This window comes from Nocardia sp. NPDC051832 (genome assembly GCF_040681285.1).
Lineage (GTDB): Bacteria > Actinomycetota > Actinomycetes > Mycobacteriales > Mycobacteriaceae > Nocardia.
This window is the reverse complement of sequence record NZ_JBFAYL010000003.1, coordinates 397,127-421,172: the sequence shown is the minus strand read 5'-3', so window position 1 is coordinate 421,172 and position 24,046 is coordinate 397,127. Positions and strand designations below refer to the sequence as shown.

At 67.6% G+C, this 24,046-nt stretch carries 26 protein-coding genes; 11 read left to right on the top strand and 15 right to left on the bottom strand.

The genetic code is table 11. From position 1 onward, the window contains the following. Window positions 1–12 precede the first annotated feature (12 nt). Complete coding sequence (locus tag AB0M14_RS19700) at window positions 13–2,055, top strand: prolyl oligopeptidase family serine peptidase (protein ID WP_364996890.1); 2,043 nt, start codon at window positions 13–15, stop codon at window positions 2,053–2,055. Between the two features lie 4 nt (window positions 2,056–2,059). Here the strand turns inward: AB0M14_RS19700 and AB0M14_RS19695 are convergent, their stop codons facing one another. Further along, on the bottom strand, window positions 2,060–2,920 hold the full coding sequence (locus AB0M14_RS19695; protein WP_364996887.1) for an alpha/beta fold hydrolase: 861 nt from the start codon (window positions 2,918–2,920) through the stop codon (window positions 2,060–2,062). Further along, window positions 2,920–3,552 (bottom strand): TetR/AcrR family transcriptional regulator, encoded by a 633-nt coding sequence (locus tag AB0M14_RS19690; protein ID WP_228538823.1) that lies wholly within the window; start codon window positions 3,550–3,552, stop codon window positions 2,920–2,922. The genes AB0M14_RS19695 and AB0M14_RS19690 overlap by 1 nt, the downstream gene beginning before the upstream one ends. A gap of 547 nt (window positions 3,553–4,099) precedes the next feature. Between AB0M14_RS19690 and AB0M14_RS19685 the strand changes: the two genes are divergently transcribed. Next, window positions 4,100–4,906, top strand: a complete 807-nt coding sequence (locus tag AB0M14_RS19685) for a DUF6585 family protein (protein WP_364996884.1) — start codon at window positions 4,100–4,102, stop codon at window positions 4,904–4,906. Here AB0M14_RS19685 and AB0M14_RS19680 read toward each other — a convergent pair whose 3' ends face one another. Next, on the bottom strand, window positions 4,907–5,350 hold the full coding sequence (locus AB0M14_RS19680; RefSeq protein WP_364996882.1) for a MarR family transcriptional regulator: 444 nt from the start codon (window positions 5,348–5,350) through the stop codon (window positions 4,907–4,909). It lies immediately after the preceding gene. 111 nt (window positions 5,351–5,461) lie between these two features. On the opposite strand from AB0M14_RS19680, the gene AB0M14_RS19675 reads away from it, so the two are divergent. Both AB0M14_RS19675 and AB0M14_RS19670 read left to right on the top strand, forming a co-directional pair. Then, window positions 5,462–6,451, top strand: a complete 990-nt coding sequence (locus tag AB0M14_RS19675) for a superoxide dismutase (protein ID WP_364996880.1) — start codon at window positions 5,462–5,464, stop codon at window positions 6,449–6,451. Window positions 6,452–6,539: 88 nt separating this feature from the next. Continuing rightward, complete coding sequence (locus AB0M14_RS19670) at window positions 6,540–7,229, top strand: ZIP family metal transporter (RefSeq protein WP_364996878.1); 690 nt, start codon at window positions 6,540–6,542, stop codon at window positions 7,227–7,229. Between the two features lie 12 nt (window positions 7,230–7,241). Here AB0M14_RS19670 and AB0M14_RS19665 read toward each other — a convergent pair whose 3' ends face one another. Continuing rightward, window positions 7,242–7,664, bottom strand: coding sequence for a hypothetical protein (locus AB0M14_RS19665; RefSeq protein ID WP_364996875.1), 423 nt, complete (start codon window positions 7,662–7,664; stop codon window positions 7,242–7,244). A gap of 99 nt (window positions 7,665–7,763) precedes the next feature. Continuing rightward, complete coding sequence (locus AB0M14_RS19660) at window positions 7,764–8,222, bottom strand: hypothetical protein (RefSeq protein WP_364996873.1); 459 nt, start codon at window positions 8,220–8,222, stop codon at window positions 7,764–7,766. A 177-nt stretch (window positions 8,223–8,399) separates the two neighbouring features. On the opposite strand from AB0M14_RS19660, the gene AB0M14_RS19655 reads away from it, so the two are divergent. Next, window positions 8,400–9,416 (top strand): Rpn family recombination-promoting nuclease/putative transposase, encoded by a 1,017-nt coding sequence (locus tag AB0M14_RS19655; protein WP_364996869.1) that lies wholly within the window; start codon window positions 8,400–8,402, stop codon window positions 9,414–9,416. Window positions 9,417–9,500: 84 nt separating this feature from the next. On the opposite strand, the gene groL is transcribed toward AB0M14_RS19655, so the two are convergent. Together groL and AB0M14_RS19645 are read right to left on the bottom strand one after the other, a co-directional pair. Beyond that, window positions 9,501–11,126 (bottom strand): chaperonin GroEL, encoded by a 1,626-nt coding sequence (gene groL / locus AB0M14_RS19650; RefSeq protein WP_364996867.1) that lies wholly within the window; start codon window positions 11,124–11,126, stop codon window positions 9,501–9,503. A 217-nt stretch (window positions 11,127–11,343) separates the two neighbouring features. Then, window positions 11,344–11,646 (bottom strand): hypothetical protein, encoded by a 303-nt coding sequence (locus AB0M14_RS19645; protein WP_364996866.1) that lies wholly within the window; start codon window positions 11,644–11,646, stop codon window positions 11,344–11,346. Window positions 11,647–11,769: 123 nt separating this feature from the next. Between AB0M14_RS19645 and AB0M14_RS19640 the strand changes: the two genes are divergently transcribed. The 3 genes from AB0M14_RS19640 to AB0M14_RS19630 all read left to right on the top strand — a co-directional run bounded on the left by AB0M14_RS19640 (window position 11,770) and on the right by AB0M14_RS19630 (window position 15,196). After that, window positions 11,770–12,303 (top strand): NADPH-dependent FMN reductase, encoded by a 534-nt coding sequence (locus tag AB0M14_RS19640; RefSeq protein ID WP_364996864.1) that lies wholly within the window; start codon window positions 11,770–11,772, stop codon window positions 12,301–12,303. A 43-nt stretch (window positions 12,304–12,346) separates the two neighbouring features. Then, window positions 12,347–13,021: a suppressor of fused domain protein gene (locus tag AB0M14_RS19635; RefSeq protein WP_364996861.1), complete on the top strand. Its 675-nt coding sequence runs from the start codon at window positions 12,347–12,349 to the stop codon at window positions 13,019–13,021. Between the two features lie 120 nt (window positions 13,022–13,141). After that, window positions 13,142–15,196, top strand: a complete 2,055-nt coding sequence (locus tag AB0M14_RS19630; protein ID WP_364996859.1) for an NAD(+) synthase — start codon at window positions 13,142–13,144, stop codon at window positions 15,194–15,196. 3 nt (window positions 15,197–15,199) lie between these two features. Here AB0M14_RS19630 and AB0M14_RS19625 read toward each other — a convergent pair whose 3' ends face one another. Together AB0M14_RS19625 and AB0M14_RS19620 are read right to left on the bottom strand one after the other, a co-directional pair. Further along, entirely contained in the window at window positions 15,200–15,637 is a 438-nt protein-coding gene (locus AB0M14_RS19625) for a GtrA family protein (protein WP_364996856.1), read from the bottom strand. After that, window positions 15,634–16,599, bottom strand: a complete 966-nt coding sequence (locus AB0M14_RS19620; RefSeq protein WP_364996854.1) for an SDR family NAD(P)-dependent oxidoreductase — start codon at window positions 16,597–16,599, stop codon at window positions 15,634–15,636. Before AB0M14_RS19620 ends, AB0M14_RS19625 begins: the two co-directional genes overlap by 4 nt. Window positions 16,600–16,727: 128 nt before the next feature. Between AB0M14_RS19620 and AB0M14_RS19615 the strand changes: the two genes are divergently transcribed. Beyond that, a complete protein-coding gene (locus AB0M14_RS19615; RefSeq protein ID WP_364996851.1) occupies window positions 16,728–17,894 on the top strand; it encodes a histidine kinase in 1,167 nt (388 codons plus the stop codon). Next, on the top strand, window positions 17,891–18,556 hold the full coding sequence (locus AB0M14_RS19610) for a response regulator transcription factor (RefSeq protein WP_364996848.1): 666 nt from the start codon (window positions 17,891–17,893) through the stop codon (window positions 18,554–18,556). The genes AB0M14_RS19615 and AB0M14_RS19610 overlap by 4 nt, the downstream gene beginning before the upstream one ends. 5 nt (window positions 18,557–18,561) lie before the next feature. Here AB0M14_RS19610 and AB0M14_RS19605 read toward each other — a convergent pair whose 3' ends face one another. From AB0M14_RS19605 to AB0M14_RS19585, 5 genes are all read right to left on the bottom strand, one after another. Then, complete coding sequence (locus tag AB0M14_RS19605; RefSeq protein WP_364996845.1) at window positions 18,562–19,293, bottom strand: Clp protease N-terminal domain-containing protein; 732 nt, start codon at window positions 19,291–19,293, stop codon at window positions 18,562–18,564. 68 nt (window positions 19,294–19,361) lie between these two features. Continuing rightward, on the bottom strand, window positions 19,362–20,249 hold the full coding sequence (locus AB0M14_RS19600; protein ID WP_364996842.1) for a sigma-70 family RNA polymerase sigma factor: 888 nt from the start codon (window positions 20,247–20,249) through the stop codon (window positions 19,362–19,364). A gap of 75 nt (window positions 20,250–20,324) precedes the next feature. Then, a complete protein-coding gene (locus tag AB0M14_RS19595; RefSeq protein ID WP_364998960.1) occupies window positions 20,325–21,254 on the bottom strand; it encodes a phosphatidylcholine/phosphatidylserine synthase in 930 nt (309 codons plus the stop codon). After that, on the bottom strand, window positions 21,254–21,973 hold the full coding sequence (locus AB0M14_RS19590; protein ID WP_364996839.1) for a phosphatidylserine decarboxylase: 720 nt from the start codon (window positions 21,971–21,973) through the stop codon (window positions 21,254–21,256). Before AB0M14_RS19590 ends, AB0M14_RS19595 begins: the two co-directional genes overlap by 1 nt. Window positions 21,974–22,091: 118 nt before the next feature. Next, window positions 22,092–22,364, bottom strand: a complete 273-nt coding sequence (locus AB0M14_RS19585) for a GlsB/YeaQ/YmgE family stress response membrane protein (protein ID WP_364996836.1) — start codon at window positions 22,362–22,364, stop codon at window positions 22,092–22,094. Window positions 22,365–22,542: 178 nt separating this feature from the next. Between AB0M14_RS19585 and AB0M14_RS19580 the strand changes: the two genes are divergently transcribed. Further along, window positions 22,543–23,571, top strand: coding sequence for a beta-ketoacyl-ACP synthase III (locus AB0M14_RS19580; RefSeq protein WP_364996834.1), 1,029 nt, complete (start codon window positions 22,543–22,545; stop codon window positions 23,569–23,571). Here AB0M14_RS19580 and AB0M14_RS19575 read toward each other — a convergent pair whose 3' ends face one another. After that, the gene (locus AB0M14_RS19575; RefSeq protein ID WP_364996832.1) at window positions 23,572–24,027 is read right to left on the bottom strand and encodes an SRPBCC family protein; all 456 of its coding nucleotides are present in this window, start codon (window positions 24,025–24,027) and stop codon (window positions 23,572–23,574) included. Window positions 24,028–24,046 lie beyond the last annotated feature (19 nt).

Here is a 24,046-nt window from a genome sequence, read left to right as displayed (position 1 = left end):
ACAATGTCTGGCATGAGCGATCCTTACCTCTGGCTCGAAGAGGTGACCGACGAGCGGTCTCTGAACTGGGCCAGGGCCCATAACGACGTGGTCGTAGGGCGTTTTGCGTCCTCCGACCGGTTCAGCGAGCTCGAGCGCCGCATCCTGGACATGCTCGACGACGACACCAAGGTGGCCTATCCCGGTCGTCGCGGCAAGTGGCTGTACAACTTCTGGCGCGATGCCGAGCATCCGCGCGGGTTGTGGCGGCGCACCACGTTCGCGGAGTACGCCAAGGAGTCCCCGGCTTGGGACGTGCTCATCGATGTGGACGCGCTGGCGGCCGCCGAGGACGAGAACTGGGTGTGGGGCGGGGCGGGCGTGCTGCGGCCGGAGCAGCACCGGGCGCTGATCAGTCTGTCGCGCGGCGGCGCGGACGCCAAGGTGGTCCGCGAATTCGATATCGAGACCAGGAAATTCATCGATGCGGCGGACGGCGGGTTCCAGCTGCCCGAGGCGAAGTCGCGGATCAGCTGGATCGATATCGATTCGGTCTATGTCGGCACCGATTTCGGCCCGGGCTCGCTCACCGATTCCGGTTATCCCCGGATCGCCAAGCGCTGGCGGCGCGGCACCGAATTAGCCGCCGCCGAAACGGTTTTCGAGGGCGAGCCGGGCGATGTCGCGGTGTCGGCCGGTTACGACCGCACGCCCGGCTACGAACGCCACTATGTCGGACGGGCCTCGGACTTCTTCAACGAGGAAGTCCATCTGCTGGAAGCCGACGGCACGCTCCGCCATCTCGACGTGCCGAGCGATGCCAGCGAATCCTGGTACAAGGATTGGCTGACCATCCGGCTGAAGTCGGCGTGGGAGGTGGGCGGCGAGACCTACCCGCCCGGCGCGCTGCTGGCCATCGAGTTCGAGAAATTCCTCTCCGGTACAAGGGAATTCGAGGTGCTGTTCACCCCCGACGCGCACACCGCGCTGCACGGGTACGGCTGGACCGAGAACCACCTGATCCTGTCCACCCTCAAGGACGTGCAGACCAAGCTCTACGTCCTTACTCCGGGCTCCGAGGGCTGGGCGCGACGGCCGCTGGCCGACACCCCGCCGATGGCGACCACCGGCGTGGTGAATCTGGACCCGCTCGAGGGCGGCGACGAATTCATGCTGATGACAAGCGGTTTCACCACCCCGACGACGCTGCTGGCCTGCTCGATCGGCGGCGAGACCACGCAGTTGAAGCAGGAAACCGAGTACTTCGACGCCGACGGCATCGTGACCGAGCAGTTCTTCGCCCGCTCCGCGGACGGAACCATGGTGCCGTACTTCGTGCTCCGGCATCGCGACCGCATGGACCGGCCGGGCCCGACGGTGATGTCGGGCTACGGCGGCTTCGAGGTCTCGCGCACCCCCGCCTACAGCGGCGCCTCCGGGATGGGCTGGCTGGAACGCGGCGGCACCTGGGTGATGACGAATATCCGCGGCGGCGGCGAGTACGGCCCGGAATGGCACACCCAGGTGCAGAAGGCCAACCGGTACAAGGCGTTCGAGGATTTCGCCGCGATCGCCGAGGATCTGGTCGCCCGCGGCATCACCACCGCCGGGCAGCTGGGCGCGGTGGGCGGCAGCAACGGCGGTCTGCTCATGGGCGTGATGCTGACCCGGTACCCGGAGTTGTTCGGCGCCATCGTCTGCCAGGTGCCGCTGCTGGACATGCGGCGCTACCACCTGCTGCTGGCGGGCGCGTCCTGGGTCGCCGAGTACGGCGACCCGGACAAGCCGGAGGAGTGGGAGTACATCAGCAAGTACTCGCCGTACCAGAATGTGCGCGCCGAGGCGGAGTACCCGCCGATCCTGCTCACCACCTCCACCCGCGACGACCGCGTGCACCCGGGACACGCGCGAAAGATGGCCGCGCTCTTGGAAGCACAGGGCCACACCTTCTGGTACCACGAGAACATCGAGGGCGGCCACGGTGGCGCGGCCGACAATAAGCAGTCGGCATTCCAGGCGGCCCTGATCTACGAGTTCTTCACCCAGATGCTGTGCGAGGACAACAAGTCCCGCTGAACGACTACCGGTCCCGCAGCCACTTCTCGATCCGGTCGAGAGTGCTTGCGGGATCGGTGATCCAGCCGTTGTGACCGAGCTTTTCCGGCTGATGCCATTCGGTCACTTCGGCTTTCGGCATTTTCGAGAGTAGATGCTCGGCCGAGCCGGGCGGGGTGAGGTCGTCACCGGCGATGGTGATCGACAGCACCGGCAGTTTCAGCCGGCCGATGCGCTCCTCATAATCGATATCGGCGCCGACCGGCCGGAACCGCCCGGTGCGGGCCAGCCGCGCCCAGTCCGAGATCAGTACCTTCGATTGACGGCCGAAGCCGCCCACCGTGATTCGGTCGCCGGGCCAGAAGCCGGCCAGGTTGGCCGTCAGCGAGGCCGCGGCCGTGCCGAACAGGATGCCCGGACCGAAGACGCCCGGATAGCCCTTGTGGTACGGGGTTCCGGACGCGACGAGGATCAGCCCGCCGAGCCGCCCGCGGATGCGCGAGGCGTACAGGACGGCGAATTGGCCGCCCATGCTGTGCCCGAGCAGATACGGAGTGCTGGAAGGGAATCGGGTGCGCACCACCTCGAGGATGGCGGGAAAGTCGACCGAGACCAGTTCGTGGTAACCGTAGCTGCTCGACGGGCTCGGCTTGGGCATGCTGTCGCCGTTGCCGCGCAGTTCACCGATCGCGACATCGAAGCCGCGACCGGCCAGCTGACCGGCGAAATACTCGTAATACCCGCCGGGAACGCCTAATCCGGGCAGGAGCACCACCACCGGGCGGGGCGCGTCGGGGGTCACGGGGTGCTTGTGCGCACCCTGGGCCGGAAACAGCCGCACCGGAATCGTGCTGCCGTCCGGGACCTGAATGGGGACGGTCTCCATTACGCCCCGACAGCTCCCATGATCACCCGGCTGAGCACTCGGATCACATCGTCCAGCGGCGGTCGCGGGTCGGCGCCGCTCCACGAATCGACCACGTAGTTGACCGCGCCGATGATGGCCAGCACGCGCATTTCGTAGTCGCCGGTGGGGATTTCACCGTGCATCGCGGCATCCTCGGCGGCGCTGGCGAGCAGCGAGCCCCAGACGCGGCGCAGCTCCAACCGGAACTTCTCCACCTTGGGCCCGGCGCCGACCACCTCGACCAGCGCGACGCGCGCCTTGCGCGGATCGGCCCCGATGGCTTCGACGTAGGCGCGGACCGCCGCGTCGATGATCTCGAGCGCGCTGGCTTCGGCCTTCTTGTCCAGCGCGGCGGTAACCGCCTCGCGCGACTCCCGATCGATCTGCTCGTAGAGCTCGAGTAGCAGCGATTCGCGGCCGGTGAACTCCTCGTAGAACTGGCGCGAGGAGAGCCCGGCGTCCTTACAGATAGCGCCCACCGAACTATTGGCGTAGCCGTCGCGTGCGAAGACCGTGAGGCCCGACTCCAGAAAACGCGCACGCCGCTGACGTTGCCGGTCCTCTACGGGTTGCCCGGCATACATTCGTCCCGTATTCGCATCCTGTGACATTGGGGCAGACAATACCGAAGGCCCCGATCCCCTCGTCATGGATCGGGGCCTTCGCTTCAACCTCCGGCTGACCGCGCGTTAGCCGGAAGTTGGCGGGAAATCACCTGCCATACAACGACTCCGATCTAACGGCCGCCACTCCGCTGTCACTGGCTGTTTGCCGAAACAGACGATACCGAGGCGGCCGCGGCCCGTGGGCAATTTTGGAGGGGAATCGTAGAATTTTTTTCGAACGGACCGGTTCCCCTGAAACGCGAAGTTTGCCGGGTTCATGCCGACGCCGGGAACCACCGCCGGCCGCGCCGTAGTCATAGCTGTCCCGAATCCTGATGTGCGCGCGGGACTGACGACCCTGCTCGCACTGAAAGTGATGTGCCACAGCGTCTTTGAAGGAGCATTTCGACCGGGTGGGAGAGAAATCGGATATTCCGATGGTTGCCACGCCCTGACTTTCGTCGCCAACTCCGGCGCGTCGCACGGGGTCGCGGTGGCGAGTCGGGCCCGAGTGACATACGCTTCGCGCGGAAAACCGCCTCGTGGAGGGACTATGGCCACTCCGAACACCCTGGAGCAGGATACGGGCGAGACCGATGACGGGCGCACGGTACCGCTATCACAACTGATCCACCTGATGGCCGAGTACCAGAAACTCGGTACGCATCGTCAGACGTATCTGCCCGCACCCGTGAGCGATACGTTCGTACGCGGCTGCGGCATCGTCGTCGGGTGCTGCGTGGTGCTCGGTGTCATCTGTGTGGCGGTCGGCGCGCCCGCGGGCGGGGCCGCCGCCGGGCTGCTCGCCCTGGTCCCGGCTGTGCCCGCGGCTTGGCGTGCGCGCAGCAATCGGCAGCATCGGTCCGCGCGGCTGGATCTGTTCGACTTCGGCATGACGGTGTACCGCTCGGGTGAGCGGATCGCCGGATTCCGCTGGGAGACCGCGCAGGTGAAGCAGCGGGTGATTCCGTTCCAGACCTCCGCGGTGACCGAGTACGCGTTCGAGATGACCGGTCCCGGCGCGTACGCGACCTTCGACGACACCCTGTTCAGCAACGGCCGCGAGTGGGGCAAGACGATCCAGTCGGCGATCACCGCCACCCAGCTGCCGAGCGCCGTCACGGCTATCGACAACGGCGAGACCATGCAGTTCGGTGATATCGCGCTGAATCTGGACACGCTGGTGTTCCGCGGGGAGTCCTACCCATGGGAGCAGATCCAGCTGATCGACGCGCGCAGCGGGCTGGTGCGGATCAAGGTCGACGGGCGCTGGATCTCACTGGTGGCGGTGGCCTCGATCCCGAACTTCTACATCTTCAACGAACTGGCCGAGCGACTGCGGGTGACCGACCCGATCTAGCTACTCCGGGCGGATCGAGTCGAATCGATCCGCGCAGCGGGTCAGCAAGCTCTGCAGCGATTTCAGCTCCGTCGCGCTGAACTCGGCCGCTACCGTGCGCTCCACGTGGATCGCGCGCTTGTCGGCGTCCTTCATGACCGTCTCGCCTTTCGCGGTGAGGCGGGTCTCCAGCACGTTCTTGTGCCAGGCGTGCGGGGTGCGCTCGATCAGGCCGCGCTCCTGCAAGTTCCCCAGGACGGTGTTCATCGTGGGCGGGGTGACCCCGCACAGCCGGGCCAGGGCGGCCGCGGAGATTCCCGGGTTCTCGTCGAGGGAGAGCAGGGCGGCGTACTGCGGGACGGTGAGGCCCGCGGGTTTCAGCGCGGCCGTCTTCGCCGCGGCCATCGCCTGCTCGGCGCGCTTCAGATAGGAACCGAGGCGTTCGGCGGCCGGCATCGACGTCATGCACGCATCGTAACCGTCCATCATTTCATTCGACTCTTGACGATAGTTAGAACTCTAATCTATGTTCGTCCTCGTTGCTCAATGTGACTTCATTCGATAAGAGGATCGACCATGAATCTGCCGCGTCCCGTCGCCGCGACCACCGTCCTCGCCGCCGCCGCGGTGCTGACCGCCTGCGGATCCGGCTCGACGACGTCGAGCGAGCCCGCGCCCCGCGTCAGCACCGCCTACGAACTTCCCGGCGAACGCGCCTACCCCGAGGGCATCGCCGTCGACTCGCGCACCGGCGCAACCTATGTCGGCTCCTATAGCACCGGAGCGATCTACCGCGCGGCCGCCGGGGCCGCGCGAGCCGAGGTGTTCCTGCCCGCGGGCGCCGACGGGCGCGGCACGGCCAACGGGCTGAAAGTCGATCCGGCCGGGCGGCTCTGGGTCACCGACTCGACCAAGGGAGTCTCGGTGTACGACACCGGAACTCGCACTCTGCTCGCCACCTTCACCGTGCCCGGCGCCGATCCGCGTTTCGTCAACGATCTGGCCATTACTCCCGACGGCGCCGCGTACCTCACCGATTCCGTGCGGGCCCTCGTCTACCGTGTTACTCCCGAGCAGGTCGCCCAGGGTGGAACCGCGGAGCTGGCAACGGCTTTCGATCTGAGCAAGGTCATCACGCCGCGTGACGGCGGCTTCAGCTTCAACGGGATCGTCGCCGATCCCGCCGGGAAGTACCTGCTGGTCGTCGACATGCCCACGGGAGACCTGTATCGGATTGCGACAGCGGTGGATTCATCCACAACCATCCACAAGGTCCGGCTCGATGGCGGCGATCTGAAGAACGGCGACGGGCTCGATCTCTCCGGAACCACGCTGCGAGTTGTCCACAACCGGACGAACACCCTGAGCCGCTGGACGTTGTCCGAGGATTATGCGGCCGCCACCCGCGATGCGGTCTTCACCGACGAATCCCTGTCCATCCCAACCACAATGGTCTATGTCGGCGGTAAAGCGCTGGTCACCGCGTCGCAATTCGACAAAGGCGGACCGATGGCCGAAGGCATTCCTGTCGCCCCGTTCAAAGTGCTTGCCGTTGAAGGCATCTGATTTCAGTGATCGAAGCTCATGAAAGCGAGCATTGCTCTTGACATGGGCGGCGGGAACGCCCGGGAGCGCGCCGCCTAGGGTGTGGCGCATGCTGAAAGCGCTGCTCTACGGGCTCGGGACCGCGCTGCCGCTGCTTATCGGGGCGGCCATCGGCCTGCGGTGGACCTTGCCGAAACAGGTGCTGGCGTCGCTGATGGCGTTCGGCGCGGGCACGATGATCGCGGCCGCGTCCTCGGAGCTGTTCGAGCCCGCGTTTCATCAAGCCGGTGTCTGGATCGCGGCGGCGGCGCTGTTCGCGGGCGCCGGAATCTATGTCGTGGCAAACCATTTCATCGAGGCGAAGCTCGGGGCCGCCGCTATCGGCTGGGCGTTGATGCTCGGCACCGTCCTCGACGGCGTTCCCGAGAACACCGCCCTGGGCGTCTCCCTCACCTCCGGCGGTGGTCTGGTCCTGCTGGTCGCGGTGGCGGTCGGCAACGTGCCCGAAGCAATCAGCGGTGCCACCCTCATGCGCGACAAGCACGACTTCTCCCCCGCCCGCGCCTTCTACCTCTGGGCCGCGACAGGTCTGTTGCTCGTCCTGGTGACCCTGCTCGGACACACCCTGTCCGACAACCTCTCCGCCACCCACATCAGCACCGTCCAAGCCTTCGCCGGCGGCGCCACCATCGCAGTCCTCGCCGACTCCCTGATGCCCGAGGCCTACCGCGAGGGCGGCTGGTGGGTCGGAATGGCTACCGCCGCAGGCTTCCTCGTGGCCTTCGTCCTCGCGGGCTGAGCGGCTCCGGGGCTACTTGGTCCGAATCCAGCGGCCGGTGGCGCGGACAGACGCCAGCCCCAGGGCCGCAGCCGGCGGAATCGCGAACCCGAGCGAGAAGATCACGGCGACGACTCGCGCCGAGCCCCGCATGTGCTTGCTGTCCAGCGAATCGATCAGCTCGATCAGGGTGTACAGCCCGGTCGCGGCGATCGCGACGACACAACCGATGATGACGAGGACCCGGCCGACGGTCGTCCGGCAGAGCAACAGGACCGCGCCGAGCAGCAGCAGGACCGACGCCAATCCGTAGCCCGACCACAACACCTGGTAGCTGCCATCCATGGGCACGCGAGTGTCCAAGTCGCGCTGCACCTCCCGCCGCGCGCTGACCGCGTTGAACGTCAACGCCGCGTACGCGAGCCCGACGAGCAGCGCGAAAATCCCGGCGGCCATGCCGACCGCACCGTCAGCGGATTTCGATTGCGCTGGCGGATATGGCGCATAGCCCTGTGGTTGGTAATTCATGTGGCGCCCCCTTCCCCGCGCCGCACATTACCAGCGCGCGTCGTCCAGGCCACGACCGTCGCCCGCCACGATCCGGATGAACCGCACCAGGTCCTCGGCGTGATAGCCCAGTAGCTCGGCCCGCTCGACCGACATCAGGGCGAGTTGGCCGAGAACCTTTGCGCCCCAGCCGTTCAGGCCGTCGGCCGACCACTCGTCGACGTTCTCGATGCCGAGGTCGTACATCGACAGCCCGTACCGGTCCCGAATGTCCGCACAGGTGGTCGCCACCGCGTCCAGAAAGGTCGGTCCCGGCCGCGCGCACTCCAGCGCGAAGTACCGCCCGATCTCGGTGACAGTGCACCCCTCCGGCGGCTCCCCCTTGATCCTGTCGTACCGCTCATCCTCGAACCTGATGTCCCACAACCCGATCGGGCAGTGGAACAACGTGAACCGATGCCACCCGGGCGGCAACGCGGGCGGCGGCCAGTACTCGAACGAACCCATGAACCCTCCTCCTAGCAACGAAGCGGCGTCAGACATGCCCTCATCAGGCAGTCTTCCAGTAGCCATGCGCTATATGTTCCCGGGACAGAAGGCCCCTCGGGTCAGAATCGCAATATTGCAAACGCATTATTGCGTTTTGGGCGAGTCGCACGGGATCGCCGAGTAGCGTCCGGCGCCATGGCCGTCACACCATCCAATCCGCATGACGCACACTTCCGGAAAGTGCTTGGCCTGCCAGCCAACGCCGCATCGCATTTGCGGACAGCCCTGCCGGAAGAGGTTGCCGCGCGGCTGGATTGGGACCGACTAGAGCTAATGTCGTGCAGTTTCGTCAGCAACGAACTGCGCTCGAGCTACAGCGATCTGGTGTTCCGGACCCGCTGCGACGGCCACGACGCGTTCATCTACCTGCTGATCGAACACCAGAGTTGTTCGGACCGAATGATGCCGCTGCGCATGCTCAGCTACGTCACCGGTATCTGGAACCATTACTTGGACCAAAACCCCTCTGCCCGAGCAATTCCCGTGGTCATTCCATTGGTGGTGCACAACAACCACACCGGCCGGGCGTGGTCGGCACCCACCGAACTCGCTGATCTGTACGACGCCGATCCGACCATGCTCCAGCTCCTGGGATCGCATCTCCCCCGTTTCCAGTTTCTGTTGGACGACATCGCCACCATCGACGTCGCAGCACTACAGGCCCGGCTGCTGACCCCACCAGCACATATCGTGCACTACCTCCACAAATTTGATCTGAAGAACGCCGACGCGAGGACCATGACGATGATCCTGGAACCACTGGAGGAGAACTTTCGAGCGGTCGCAAGCACCCCGGACGGAGTCGATGCCCTCATTCCGCACATGACGTACATTTTGATAGCAGGTGATAGACCCCTCGAAGACCTCGCCTATTTCTTCGAACGGACCATCGGCCCTCGAGCCAAGGAGGCACTCATGACCACCGCCGACCGACTCCGCGCCGAAGGCGAAGCCCGAGGTGAGGCCCGGGGCGAAGCCCGAGGTGAAGCCAAAGAACGGATCGCAACCTTGATCGATTTGATGACGATCAAGTTCGGTCAGTTGCCATCACACATCTTGGAAACCATCCACACCGCTACTGCCGCCGAGCAGCACTATTGGACGCGACGCACGTTGACCGCGACCAGCCTAGATGAGGTGTTCGCAAAGTAGCCCGATCCGCTGTCAACGCCGAAGGCCGGCCCACCAATGGTGGACCGGCCTTCGGTTGTGAAACTGGTTGCCTGGGGGCAGGACTCAGAAGTCCATGCCGCCCATGCCGCCGGTCGGGTCGCCGGCGGGAGCGGCGGCCTTCTCCGGCTTGTCGGCGACGACAGCCTCGGTGGTGAGGAAGAGCGCCGCGATGGAGGCGGCGTTCTGCAGGGCGGAACGGGTGACCTTGACCGGGTCGGCGACGCCGGCGGCCAGGAGGTCCTCGTAGGCGCCCGAGTCGGCGTTCAGGCCGTGGCCGGCGGGAAGGTTGGAGACCTTCTCGGCGACGACGCCCGGCTCGAGGCCGGCGTTGAAGGCGATCTGCTTCAGCGGAGCCGACAGCGCGACACGCACGATGTTGGCGCCGGTGGCCTCGTCACCCTCGAGGGTGAGCTCGTCCAGAGCCGGAGCCGACTGCAGCAGGGCCACGCCACCACCGGCGACGATGCCCTCTTCGACGGCGGCCTTGGCGTTGCGCACGGCATCTTCGATGCGGTGCTTGCGCTCCTTGAGCTCGACCTCGGTCGCCGCGCCGGCCTTGATGACCGCAACGCCGCCGGCCAGCTTGGCCAGACGTTCCTGCAGCTTCTCACGGTCGTAGTCGGAGTCCGAGTTCTCGATCTCGGTGCGGATCTGCGCCACGCGGCCCTTGATGGCCTCCGCGTCGCCCGCGCCCTCGACGATGGTGGTCTCGTCCTTGGAGATGACCACCTTGCGGGCGGTGCCGAGCAGCTCGATGCCGGCGGTCTCCAGGGAGAGGCCGACCTCTTCGCTGATGACCTCGCCACCGGTGAGGATGGCGATATCGGCGAGCTGCGCCTTGCGACGGTCACCGAAGCCCGGGGCCTTCACGGCGACGGACTTGAAGGTGCCACGGATCTTGTTGACCACCAGGGTGGACAGGGCTTCGCCCTCGACGTCCTCGGCGATGATCAGCAGCGGCTTGCCGGCCTGGATGACCTTCTCCAGCAGCGGCAGCAGGTCCTTGACGGTCGAGATCTTCGAGCCGACCAGCAGCAGGTACGGATCCTCGAGGACCGCTTCCTGACGCTCGGGATCGGTCACGAAGTAACCGGAGATGTAGCCCTTGTCGAAGCGCATGCCCTCGGTCAGCTCCAGCTGGAGCCCGAAGGTGTTGCTCTCCTCGACGGTGATGACACCTTCCTTGCCGACCTTGTCCATGGCCTCGGCGATGAGCTCACCGATGGACGCGTCGCCGGCCGAGATGCCCGCGGTAGCAGCGATCTGCTCCTTGGTGTCGATCTCCTTGGCGGTGTCGAGCAGCTTGGCGGTGACGGCCTCGACGGCCTTCTCGATGCCACGCTTCAGACCCAGCGGGTTCGCACCGGCCGCGACGTTGCGCAGGCCTTCACGCACGAGCGCCTGGGCGAGCACGGTGGCGGTGGTGGTGCCGTCGCCCGCGACGTCGTCCGTCTTCTTGGCGACTTCCTTGACCAGCTCGGCGCCGATCTTCTCGTACGGGTCCTCCAGGTCGATCTCCTTGGCGATGGAAACACCATCGTTGGTGATCGTGGGGGCGCCCCACTTCTTTTCCAGAACGACGTTGCGACCCTTCGGGCCGAGCGTCACCTTTACGGCGTCGGCGAGGGCATTCAGACCCCGCTCGAGACCGCGGCGGGCCTCTTCGTCGAACGCAATCATCTTGGCCATTGCGAGTGGATCCTCCAAGTAATGAGGCTGACACGCAGGACGACCGCTTGTCGGATCGCCCCATTAACGCCGGCCAGGTTCGGTGCCCGCGACGGACGACCGAGGGTGTCGATGGAACCCGGTCTCACCGGCCCGACCTGGCACTCACAGCTAGAGAGTGCCAAAGCCATTTCTAGCACTCGACGATGGCGAGTGCAAGGTCGCCCCCTCGCGGCGACTAAGGACGGTCGTCGATGCGCAGCACCAGCGCGACGAAGGCGTCGGTCCGACGCTCGTCCGGGGTGCGCGGCTCCTCGTTGTCGACCGTGACCAGTTCCGCGTCGTGCAGCAACAGCTCGGCTTCCACCCGCATGATCGCCCTGATGAAGGGCGGCGCCACCTCGGGCGGCAGATCCCCGTTCACGATGTACTCGCCGTCCGGCCCATAGTCCGTCGACACGTACGACAGCGCGGCCAGCAGGTCCGAGCGACGTTCTCCCGCGACTAGGTCGGAATCCGTGTCATCCGTGTCATCCGCCATCGCTATAGCTTAGCTGGCACCCCCCGCCGCCCCGCCAGCTAACCGGTCAACAAATGAACCGGTGTTACTTCACACAACGAAGGGGCGGTGAATAAAGCCGGCCACCCCCGCGTTGGCCACGGCATGGGTTCAGAGCCGGTCATCCTGTTGGTCTCGGGCAGCACGCGAGACGCGTCCACGAACACCGCCGCACTGCGGACCGTGCAGGCCACAGCGCCGGCCGGAGTCACGACGGTGCTGTACAGCGGGCTGACCGAGCTCCCGCAGTTCGTCCCCGGCGACGCGCCCGCGCCGGCGGCGGTGACCGGACTGCGGCAGCAACTGGCGGCCGCCGACGCCGTCCTGTTCTGCACACCCGAGTACGCGGGCCTGCTGCCCGGCGCGTTGAAGAACCTGCTGGAGTGGGCGGTCGGCAGCGGCGAACTCAGCGACAAGCCGGTCGCCTGGATCAATGTCGCCTTCGAGGGCCGGGGCGAGGGCGCGGTGGCCAGTTTGCGCACGGTGCTCGGCTATGTGGGCGCCGAGATCGTCGACGACGCGTCCGGCCGGGTGACTGTGTCGCGGGAGGCGGTTGGCGCCGACGGACTGGTCCGGGACGAGGCCGTGCGGGTTCAGCTGGCGGACCGGCTGGCCCACCTGGTCGCCCGCCTCGGCTGACCTCGAATGCGGGGAAACGCCGCGCGGACCTAGGGTTGGGCGGGTGAGTGGTAGACCCGGATGGGATGCGATCGAGGGGGCGCTGGGAGAGTTATACGGCGAGGTCGAGCCGCGGCGGTGGCGGGCCGAGGATCCGTGGTCGGCCGGGGGCGCGGAACCACTGGACGGGGTGTGCGCGTACGCGCGGAGCGAGCCGGTGCCGCATTGGCACTATGTGAGCTTCGGAATGAGCGAGCTGTACGAGAAGGAATGGGACAACCCGGCGGAGTCCGGCTGGGGTTTCGAGTTCACCTTCCGGCTGGTGCGGGCGGACGGAGAACTGCGGGCGCCGCAGTGGCCGGTCCGGTTCCTGCAGAATCTGGCGCGCTATGTCTTCCAGTCGGGTAAGCGATTCGAGCCGGGCCACACCATCAAGTCGAACGGCCCGATCGCGGCGGATCGACCGGATTCGCTGATCCACGCGGTGGGGTTCGTGGTGGATCCGGAGCTGGGCGTGCTGCAGGCGCCGTACGGCCGGGTGGAGTTCCGGCAGCTGGTCGGGCTGACGATGACCGAATACCGCGCCGCGCTCGGCGGCAAGCTGCTCGGGATGCTCGGCCCGATGTCGGATCAGCTGCCGATGTACGTCACCGACATGGGCAGGCGCTCGCTGATTCCGGAGCCGAAACCCCAGGCCAGCTGGCCGCGTTGGGGTGGCGGACTGCGCGGGCGGGCGTAGATTCGGCAACGCGGTGTGAGCTCAGCGCCCGGAGGAGGCAGCACCGCGTAACCACGGAGGGCGTAGTGAACGCCGCGAATCAGACACCGACCATGATCAACTCCGGAGAGGAGGCGGCCGATGCGGGTGCCGTTCGAATCGCTGTACCGACATGGGTTCGCCCGGGTCGCGGTGGCGGTGCCGCGGGTGCGGGTCGCGGATCCGGCCTACAACGTCGAACAGACCCTGGAGCTGGCCCGGCGGGCCGCGGAGCGGGGTGCGGTGCTGACGGTATTTCCCGAACTGGGGTTGTCCAGCTATACCGCCGATGACCTGTTCCATCAGGACGCCCTGGACGACGCGGTGGAGCGGGCGCTCGACCGGCTGGTCTCGGCGAGCATGCACATCGACACCGTGCTGGTGGTCGGCGCACCGGTGCGCAGCCAGGGACGGCTGTTCAACTGCGCCATCGCGGTGAGTAAAGGGCGGGTGCTCGGCGCGGCGCCCAAGAGTTATCTGCCGAACTACCGGGAGTTCTACGAGAAGCGCCAATTCGCCGCCGCGCGTGAGTCTTTGAGCGGTGAGATCACGATCGACGGACAGCGCGTGCCGTTCGGTTCCGACCTGCTGTTCACCGCGACGAACCTGGCGGGGTTCACCTTTCACCTGGAGGTGTGCGAGGACGGCTGGGTTCCGCTGCCGCCCAGCGGTTATGCCGCCCTCGCTGGTGCGAGCGTGCTGGTGAACCTCTCGGCGAGCAATATCGTGATCGGCAAGGCCGACTATCGCCGGGCCTTGTGCACCTCGCACTCGGCGCGCTATCTCGCCGCGTACCTCTATTCGGCCGCGGGACACGGTGAGTCGACGACCGATATGGCCTGGGACGGCCAGGCCCTGATCTGCGAGAACGGCGACCTGCTCGCCGAGGGCGAACGATTCGCCGACGAACCGCGCCTGGTGCTGGCCGATCTCGACCTGCAGCGGCTGGCCGCGGACCGGTTGCGTACCACCAGCTTCGCCGACAACGTCCACGACCATCGCGAGCGATTGACGACGATGCGCTGGGTCGAAGTAGGACTCCCGATCCCGGCGACGGCGGTACCGCTGGAGCGCGAAATTCCGCGCTTCCCTTATGTTCCCAGCGATCCGGCGGCGCTGAACGAGCGCTGCGCCGAAGTCCATCACATCCAGGTCGAGGGCCTGAGCACCCGAATGCGCGCGGCCCGCGTCGAGCGCCTGGTGATCGGCGTGTCCGGGGGCCTCGACTCCACCCAGGCCTTGATCGTGGCGGCCGAGACGATGGACAAACTCGGCCTGCCGCGCGCGAACGTGCTCGCCTACACGATGCCCGGTTTCGGAACCAGCACCCGAACCCGCACCGACGCACATCGATTGATGGACGCGCTGGGCGTGACCGCCGAGGAGATCGACATCAGGCCGTCGGCCGCGCAGATGCTGCGCGACCTGAAACATCCCGCCGCCGACGGCGCACCGCAATACGACATCACCTACGAGAACGTTCAGGCGGGAGAACGAACCTCGCACCTGTTTCGCCTGGCCAACCAGCACAACGCCCTGGTGGTCGGCACCGGTGACCTCAGCGAACTCGCCCTGGGCTGGTGCACTTTCGGCGTCGGTGACCACATGGCGCACTACAGCGTGAACGCCTCGGTCCCGAAAACCCTGATCAAGTATTTGATCGCCTGGTCCGCCGACACCGATCAGTTCGGCCCGGACGCCGGCGCCGTCCTGAAATCCATTCTGCGGACCGAGATCTCGCCGGAACTCGTCCCGAACGGCGACGACAGCCAACCCGGCCAGAGTTCCGAAGCCACCGTCGGCCCCTACGAACTCCAAGACTTCCACCTCTACCAGTTGCTCCGCTTCGGCGACCGGCCGAGCCGCATCGCCTACCTGGCCCAGCACGCCTGGTCCGACGCCACGCGCGGCAGCTGGCCCGACCTGATCCCGCAGGACCAGCGCAACACCTACGATCTGCCGACGATCAAGCACTGGCTGGCCGAGTTCCTGCGCCGCTTCATCCAAACCAGTCAATTCAAGCGTTCCACCCTCCCGAACGCGCCGAAAGTCGGTTCCGGCGGCTCCCTTTCACCACGGGGAGACTGGCGCGCCCCGAGCGATGCGTCCGCCGCCGCCTGGCTGGACGAACTCGCCCGCAACGTCCCCGATATCTGAGGATCACGCCGGCACCGGGATTCGCGCCGGAGCCCCGGGGAAGACCCAATGGCGCAGGGTGAGGAAGCGCAGGCCGCCCACCACTCCGGTGACGATCAGCACCGCGACGGCCGCGGCCGTGCCGCTCAACCCTGGAGCGGTGAGCTCCAGCAGTGCGAGCGTGCTCGACGTCGCGGCCAGCGCGGCCACGGCCGTACCACCGCCTTTGAGCTGCGCGGTGTACCAGCTGACGCGAGACCGGAAGGTGAGGCGGCGGTGTAGTTCGTTGGCGAACGCGGTGCTGAGGACCGAGCCCGCGAGGTTGGCCACCTGAGTCCCGGTGCCGTGCAACGCGAGAAACGGCAGCAGGTAGGCGACGTTGCTGACGCCACCGACCGCGGCGAAACGGATCAGCTGAGCCAAGGCGTGTTCGCCGCGCAGGAACTTCCGCACGCCGCTCATGCGTGCGCGGTCTTTCCGCCGTCGATGACGAGTTGCGCACCGGTGAGGTATGGATGCTCGGGCGAGGCGAGAGTCAGTGCGAAAGCGGCGATTTCGTCGGCGGTGGCGAGGCGGCCGAGACCGGGCACATTGGATTTCGCCCATTGCTTCATCAACACCTGATAGGCGTCGTCGGGCAGGGCTTCCATGCCCCCGGCCCGGCGCACCAGCTCGGTGTCGGTGGTGCCGGGCACGAGGGTGTTGACGCGGATCCCGTCGGCCGCGTAGTCCAGGGCCGCGGACTGCACCAGCCCCACCAGCCCGCGCTTGGCGGCGGTGTAGGCGGCCCGACCGGCGTCGGTGGCGAGGGCGTTGCTGGAGGAGGTGACCACGATGGTGCCGCCGCCGGACCGGATCATCTGCGGTACTTCGTATTTCATCGACAGGAAAACCCCGCGCAGATTGGTGCCGAGCACGCGATCGAACTCGTCGGCGCTGTATTCGTGCAGCTTCTTCTGAATGGTCATGCCGGCGTTGTTGAAGGCCACGTGCAGCCCGCCGTAGCGCTGGACCGTCGCCTCGACGAAGTCGCGGATGTCGTTCTCCACCAAGACATCGGCCCGGATGTAGGTGGCCTCGCCGCCGGCGGCCCGAATTTCGCGTTCCACCGCCTGCCCGCGATCGGTACGCCGCCCGCAGAACGCCACCTGGGCGCCCTCGGCGGCGAACTGCCGGGCCGCTGCCGCGCCGATCCCGGAGGTGCCGCCGGTGATCAGCACCACTTTTCCGGCGAAGCGGCGCTGCCCGCCATGGTGGGCACGCGGCGGGTTGGAGTCGGCGCCGAGTCCGATCCCACCGGCCAGCCCGACCGCGGTACCGGCCGCGAGTCCGGCAGCGGTCATGCCGAACAGCTTGCGCCGGTTCGGTTTCGGCGCGGCGGGTGCGGCCGCCGGGACGTCGGGGTTGTCGATCTCATCGGTCATGTCTCGACTCTGACCGTGCGGCGCGAAGAACGAATCCGTCCGGCGGGCTCGAATCGCGGCCCCGGGGCGGAGTCCGCTCCTCCCTCGGTAGGAGCCGCCCGGGTACGGCGACCGGGCATTATGGGTACGTGGTGGAGTCGAGCGGCGTGGGCCGTGGCGTGGAGTGGCTGCTGGACGCCAGGTCGCTGCCGATCCGGATGACGGTGCTGTTCGCACTCGGCGCCGGCTGCATGCTGCTGCTCCTCGACGGACCGGCCCCCGTCGACTGGCTGATCGCGACGCTGGCGGTGCTGGCCGTGGCCGGTGGTCCGCGCTGGCCGCTGGCCACCGCGCTCACCACGACCGCGCTGCTGCTGATCGGCTTCGAGATCGGGCAGGTCGGTCCGGCGGTCCCGAAGGTGGTCGCCGCCATCGCCCTCGCCGAACTCGCTGCCCGCCACGGTGGTTGGCGGCCGCTGCTGGCCGCGGCGGCGCTGGCGGGCGCCTACCTGGCGCATCCGGCTACCGGCGGCGTCGCCGCCACGGGCTATCGTGCCCTCGTCATGGCCGCGGCGCCGCTGCTCATCGGCGTGCTGCTGCGGGCCGCCCGCGAGAACGCGGAGCGGGCGCGGCGCGAGTCTCTCGAAATCGCGCAGCGCCGGGAGTCGGAGATCGCCGCGGCCCGTGCCGTCGAACGCACCGCGATCGCCCGCGAACTGCACGACCTGATCGCCCACCACGTGTCCTCCACCGTGCTGCGGGTCGGCGTGGCCCGGCACGCGGTGCCCGATGCACCGCCCGCCCTGCTCGAGGTGCTCGACGACATCCACGCCAGCGGCAAAGCCACCCTGGTGGACCTGCGGAAACTGGTGACGATCCTGCGCGATCCCCAGGCCACCGGCGAATCCTTCGTCGCACCCGCGGATCTGCCGGAGGCCATCGCCACGGCGGTGCACCGGACCCAGCGGCTGGGACTGCGCGTCGAGACGCGGATCGGCGGCGACATCACCGACGTGGACGCGACCGTGGGCCTCACCCTGCTGCGGCTGACCCAGGAGGGCCTGGCCAACACCGTCAAACACGCGGGCACCGGCGTCGACGCGCGCCTGGAGATCTCGAAGGGCGAGCGTGCGGTCGACTTCCTGTTGTCCGACAACGGCTCCGGCCCGGCGCCGGCTGAAAACGGCTCACGCGGTGTGGGTTTGATCGGCCTGCACGAACGCGTCGCATTGCTCGGCGGCACCTTCACAGCCGGCTCCACCGGCCGCGGCTGGCGACTGGCCGCCCACCTGCCCACCGCGGCGGCCGCCTCATGACCATCCGGGTACTCATCGTCGACGACCAGCAACTGGTCCGCGCGGGCCTGCGCATGCTCTGCCAGACCGCCGGTGACCTCGAAGTCATCGGCGAGGCCGCGACCGGCGCCGACGCGGTGCGCCTGGCCGAGCAGACCCGCCCCGAGGTGGTGCTGATGGACCTCCGGATGCCGGGCATGGACGGAATCCGCGCCACCGCCGCCATTCTCGCGAACCACCCGGCCACCCGGATCATCGCCTTGACCACCTTCGACGATGACGACCACCTCTATCCGGCGCTGTCCGCCGGGGCCTGCGGTTTCCTCGTCAAAGACGCCGCACCCGCGGATCTGCTCGACGGCATCCGCCGGGCCGCCGCCGGCGGCCGGCCCTTCTCCCCCGATGTCTTGCAGCGCATGGTCGATTCGGCGATCGCGGCGCGCACCGAGACGCCCGCCGAACTCGCGGACCCCACCGCCGCATTCGGCCTCACCCCGCGCGAAGCCGAGGTCCTGGCCCTGGTCGCCGATGGCCAGTCCAACGCGGAGATCGCCGCGGCCCTGCACGTCGGCGTCACCACCGTCAAAACCCACGTCACCAACCTGATGGCGAAAACCGGGGCCACCAACCGGGTACGCCTGGCAGCGGTCTCGCGGCTCAGCGCGCCTGGTTCGCCGGCCTGAATCCCTCAGTCCGCCGCGGGCTGCTGGCTCAGGTACACCGAAAGCAGTTCCTGCAGATGCGCTTCGGATTTGGCCTTGTCCACGCCCAGGCCGGTGAGCAGGCCCGCGCCGTTCTCCTGCTCCAGCAGCGCGAGCAGCAGATGCTCGGTGCCGATGTAGTTGTGGCCCAGGCGAAGCGCCTCGCGGAAGGTGAGTTCGAGAACTTTGCGCGCCTCGGCGTCGAACGGAACCATCGGCGGCACTTCGCCTTCCGGCGCCGGCAGCGAGGCCAGGGCAGCCGCGCCGACCGCTTCCAGCGTGACGCCGTTGGCGATGATCTCCTGCGCGCCCAGGCCTTCCGCTTCCGAGATCAAGGCCAGGATGAGGTGCCCGGTGGCGATTTGCGGGTTGCCCGCGGTCCGGGCCGCCTCCTGCGCCGCGACCACGACCTGCCGGGCGCGCGGGGTGAACTTGGCGAAGCCGGCGTTCGGATCCATGGCCGCCGCGGCCGCACCGGGATCCTTGGGCACGAACCGCTTCTGGGCGGCCTGTTTGGTGACGCCCATGCTGGCGCCGATATCGGTCCAGGAGGCGCCGGAGCGGCGGGCCTGGTCGACGAAGTGGCCGATCAGGTGGTCGGCCAGCTCGCCGAGATGACCGGCGGCCACGACCGCGTCGGAGAGCTGGTCCAGCGCGTTGTCCGGGCGGGCTTTCTTGATGCCGGAGATGAGGTCGTCGAGACGGAAGGAAGAAGTCATGCCGTCAACGATAGGTTGACGATTCACAATCGTCAACCACTAGTTGACGATTGTGTCGACGGCGTCGATCAGCAGGTCAAGCGCGTGAAATAGGCCAGCTTGCCGGGACTGACGACCACGCGCACCGAATGCACGATGTCCGCCGCGGCCTCGATATCGAGCACCAGCACCGGCTCCCGCCGCACCCGCGCGACCACCGCGAGCACACCGTTGACCTCCTCGAGCCCGACCTCCCGCCCCGGCGTTTCCGACCCGAACAACCCGGCCAGATAATGCGCCACCGACCCAGCCTCGGCCACCACGCCGTCGCGCCCACCGCTGTCGATCGTCAGCACGACGCCGGCGGCCAGCATGCGCTCCAGCTCGTCGATATCGCCGGCCCGCGCCGCCTTCAGCAACCGCTCGATCGGTGCACGCGGATCGTCGCCGGGAATCGTGAAGCGCCCCTTCACCTCTCGCACCCGCTGCCGGGCCCTGCGGTAGCTCTGCTGCGCGGTGGCCTCGGTGACCGCGAGCATGTCGGCGATCTCGCGGTGCGCGTACCCGAAGCCCTCGCGCAGCACGTAGACCGCACGCTCCACCGGTTCCAGCCGCTCCAGCGCACTGAGCAGCGCCAGCGAAACCTGTTCGCGCTCTTCGGCGGATTCCAGCGGGCCGAGTTCACCCCGGGCGGTGGGCACCGGCTCGGGCAGCCACGGCCCCGGATACTCGGCGCGGCGGACCCGCTCCGAAACCAGCCTGGTACGGCACAGATTCACGACGGTACTGGTCAGCCACGTTTCGACGGAGCGAATCGTGCTGCGCCCGACGCCGTTCCAACGCAGCGCGGTTTCCTGTACGGCCTCCTCGGCCGCACTCGCCGAGCCCAGCAGCCGGTAGGCGAGCGCGAACAAGCGCGGGCGATGCGCTGGGAATTCGCGCAGACCGTCGGACTCCACCGTCACCTTCTCCCGCACTCGGCACCGTGCTCGGCTCGATTGCCAGGTGTGACAGTACCTTTCGGGGCTTGCGGAATCCTCCGGAGAACCTGCTCAGCGGTTGACGTCGCCGGACTGCGGGCGTTTCGCGCCGGGACGGCGCAGCCGCAACCGCGCGCTGGAACCCCGGATCGCGGGACGGCGCAGCGCCGGTCGCCGGCGCTGCGCCCGGCGCTGCGCCCGGCGTTCGGCCGGCTTGTGCTGCCAGGTTTCCGGCCGCGCCGCCACCCAGCGCTGGGAGTGCCAGGCGAACGGAATGTGGCCCAGGTACAGCGCCACCAGGATCAGCAGCAGCACGATCGGATAGGTCACCAGCAGCGCCGCGGCGACCGCGACCAGCACCAGCAGCCCGGCGGCGGCCTGCGGGGCCACCGACACCGACTTCATGGCCAGCGTCGGAATCGTGCTGACCGCCAGCGCCGCCGCGAACACCGTCCAGGCCGCGACCGGCCAGAACCCGATCCACCAGGGGTCGTCGAACTGCACGTACAACGCGATCGGCACCAGCGCGATCAGCGCGGCGGCGGGCGCGGGCACACCGACGAAGTACTCCCGCGACCATTCCGGCCGGGTGTCGTCGTCGAGCAGGGTGTTGAACCGGGCCAGGCGCAGCACCAGGCTGACCGCGTACAGCAGCGCGATGATCCAGCCGGCGCTGCTCTCGTCCAGCAGCGTGATGTAGAGGACCAACGCCGGCGCCACACCGAAGGAGATGGCGTCGGAGAGCGAGTCCAGCTCCGCGCCGATCTTGGTGGTGGCGTCCAGCATTCGGGCCAGCCGCCCGTCCAGGGTGTCCAGCACGGCCGCCGCACCGATCATCGCCAGCGCGATGTCGAGCCGCCCGTCCAGGGCGAACTTCACCGCCGACAGCCCGGCGCACAGCGCCAGGATCGTGACGACGCTGGGCAGCAGCCGGATCGGCCGGCGCCGCTGCTTATCGGGCGTCGGAGTGGAGCGCTGGGACGGGGACAGGGCGGCCTCCATCATGAACCGGCCAGCACGGCCAGGACGGTTTCGCCCCCGATCGTGCGCTGCCCGGGCTGGACCAGTAGTTCGGTGCCGGCCGGGAAGTAGGTGTCGACCCGGGATCCGAAGCGGATCAGGCCGTAGGTGTCGCCGATGGTGAGCGCGTCGCCCTTCTGCGCGTCGCACACGATGCGGCGGGCCAGCAGGCCGGCGATCTGCACCACGACCAGCTGCTGCCCGGACGCGGTCTCCAGGACCATGCTGTTGCGTTCGTTGACCGAACTGGCGTCGGCCAGATCGGCCGACTTGAACTGGCCGGGCTGGTGCAGCACCTCGCGCACGGTGCCGGAGACCGGCACCCGCTGGACATGCACGTCGAGCACGGACAGGAAGATGCTGACCCGCGGCACCGGCTGGTCGCCCAGGCCCAGTTCGGCGGGCGGAACGGCGGTGTCGACGAGTGCGATCTCACCGTCGGCGGGAGCGACGACCACGCCGGGACGGTTCGGCGGCACCCGGTGCGGATGCCGGAAGAAGGCCGCGATCGCGGCCGCGCTCAGCAGGCCCGTCCGGCGGACCCACTTGCGTTTGCCGCCGAGCATCGCGACCGCGAGCGGAGCGGCGACGAACGGCAGCCCGGCGGGATGCAGCGGGGGAATCGCGGACCGAACCAGGTCGACCACATGGCCGACGGCAGTGGTATCGGGCGTGCCGGGCGGGGTGGGACGGCGTGCCACAGGCTCCTCTTTCGTGCTCGGTGCAGAAGGTTTGCGCCCCTCAACGATAGGGCCAGCGCAAGCGATCACACCTTACGGGAACGGAGCCCGTGGCACGCGGCCACGGCGTAGACCGTTGTCAGTGCACTGAGCGGCGGCCGGTCACCAGCTTGACCAGGAACAGCAGAATCACCGCACCGGCGAGACAGGTGAGGAAGCTGAAGATGAGACCGCCACCTTCGACGTCGACGTTGAACAGCGTGAGCAGCCAGCCGCCGAGCAAACCGCCCACGACGCCGACCACGATGTTCAGGAGGATGCCCTGCTGGGCGTCCGTCCCCATGAACTTGCTTGCGATCCATCCGGCAAGTCCGCCGATGATGATCCATCCGATAATCCCGAGACCCAGCATGGAAACCTCCACTTATTGGGGGACGCACGCCCGTACCAAAAAGGCGTGCTCGAGGGGGTATACCCGGCAAAAGTCAGAATACGCGCTTCCGCCGAGCGAGTTCCGGGCTAATATGAGGGGGCCTCATGTCTGTGCAGAGGCATCACTGATGAGGCAGCGCCAGGTATAGGAGACGCATATGTCTGCTCGAATCGCCCAGACCACGGGAGCAGAGCACACCGCGATTCTCGGGCTCGGCGTGTATCGCCCCGCCCGGGTTGTCACCAACGAGGAAGTCGCGGGGCCGATCAACTCGAGCGACGAGTGGATTCGCACTCGTTCGGGCATAAAAACCAGGCGCTTCGCCGACGACACCGAAACTATCCAGTCCATGAGCGTCGCCGCCGCGCGCGATGCCATCGAGGCCGCCGAGATCGAGGTCGATCAGGTCGACTGCGTCATCGTGGCGACCTCCACCCACCTCTTACTCACCCCCGCGGCCGCCCCGCGGATCGCGACCGAGCTCGGCATGAACGGCGCCGCGGCCTTCGACATCTCGGCCGGCTGCGCCGGGTTCTGCCACGCGCTCGCGCTGGCCTCGGATCTGGTGCGCTGCGGCACGGCCAAGAACGTGCTGGTGATCGGCGTGGAGAAGCTGACCGACACGATCAACCCGACCGATCGCTCCACCGCGTTCCTGTTCGCCGACGGCGCGGGCGCGGTGGTGGTCGGTCCGGCCGAGGAGCCGGGCATCGGCCCCACCGTCTGGGGCTCGGACGGCACCCAGCATCACGCGATCCGCCAGGACAAGGACTGGATCGAGTTCTTCACCGAGATCGAGGAGAAGGGTCTGGACGCGGTCCGCCCCTATCTCGCGATGGAGGGCACCGCCGTTTTCCGCTGGGCCGCACACTCACTGGAGAAGGTGTGCCGCGACGCCATCGATCGGGCCGGCCTGTCCACCGAGGACATGGAGGCGATGATCCCGCACCAGGCCAACGGCCGGATCATCGAGATCATGGCCCGGGTGCTGAAGCTGCCGGAGAATTGCGCGCTGGCCAACGACATCGAGGAGACCGGCAACACCTCGGCCGCCTCGATCCCGCTGGCCATGGAGGCGATGCTGCGCAAGGGCGAGACGAAGCCCGGCGCGACCGCGCTGCTGATCGCGTTCGGCGCCGGGTTGTCCTATGCGGCCCAGGTGGTCACGCTCCCGAACTGGAAGTAACTACCGGCCCGCTTCGACGGCGGTCTTGATGCCCTGCAGAGTCTCGTTCATGCCCCGCACCAGGACCCCGTCGAAGCGCTCGTAACCGCCCATCCCGAGTTCGATCGACTTACGGGAGAACAGTGTGGTCCCGTTCGGAGAGTCACGGCGCTGGATCAGCCGGGTACCGGTGGCGGTCGGCTCCAGGGTGAAGCTCCAGATCGCCCGGTTCTCCAGGACCTTGAAGGCGATGGCCGAGTTGGGCTCGAACCGCACGACGCGGGAGGTCGTCGGCCAGAACAACTTTCCGTCCCGGTTCAGATTGATGGCGAAGGTGCCGGTCTTGATCTTGCCGACCGGGATCGTGCGCACCGTCTGCGGGCTGAACTCCGGAATGCGCTTCAGGTCGGAGACCACCTGCCACACCTGCTCCGGGGACGCGGCGATATCGATGGACGCTTCGAGATTCTTCGGCAACGGTGCCTCCGGTGTGTGG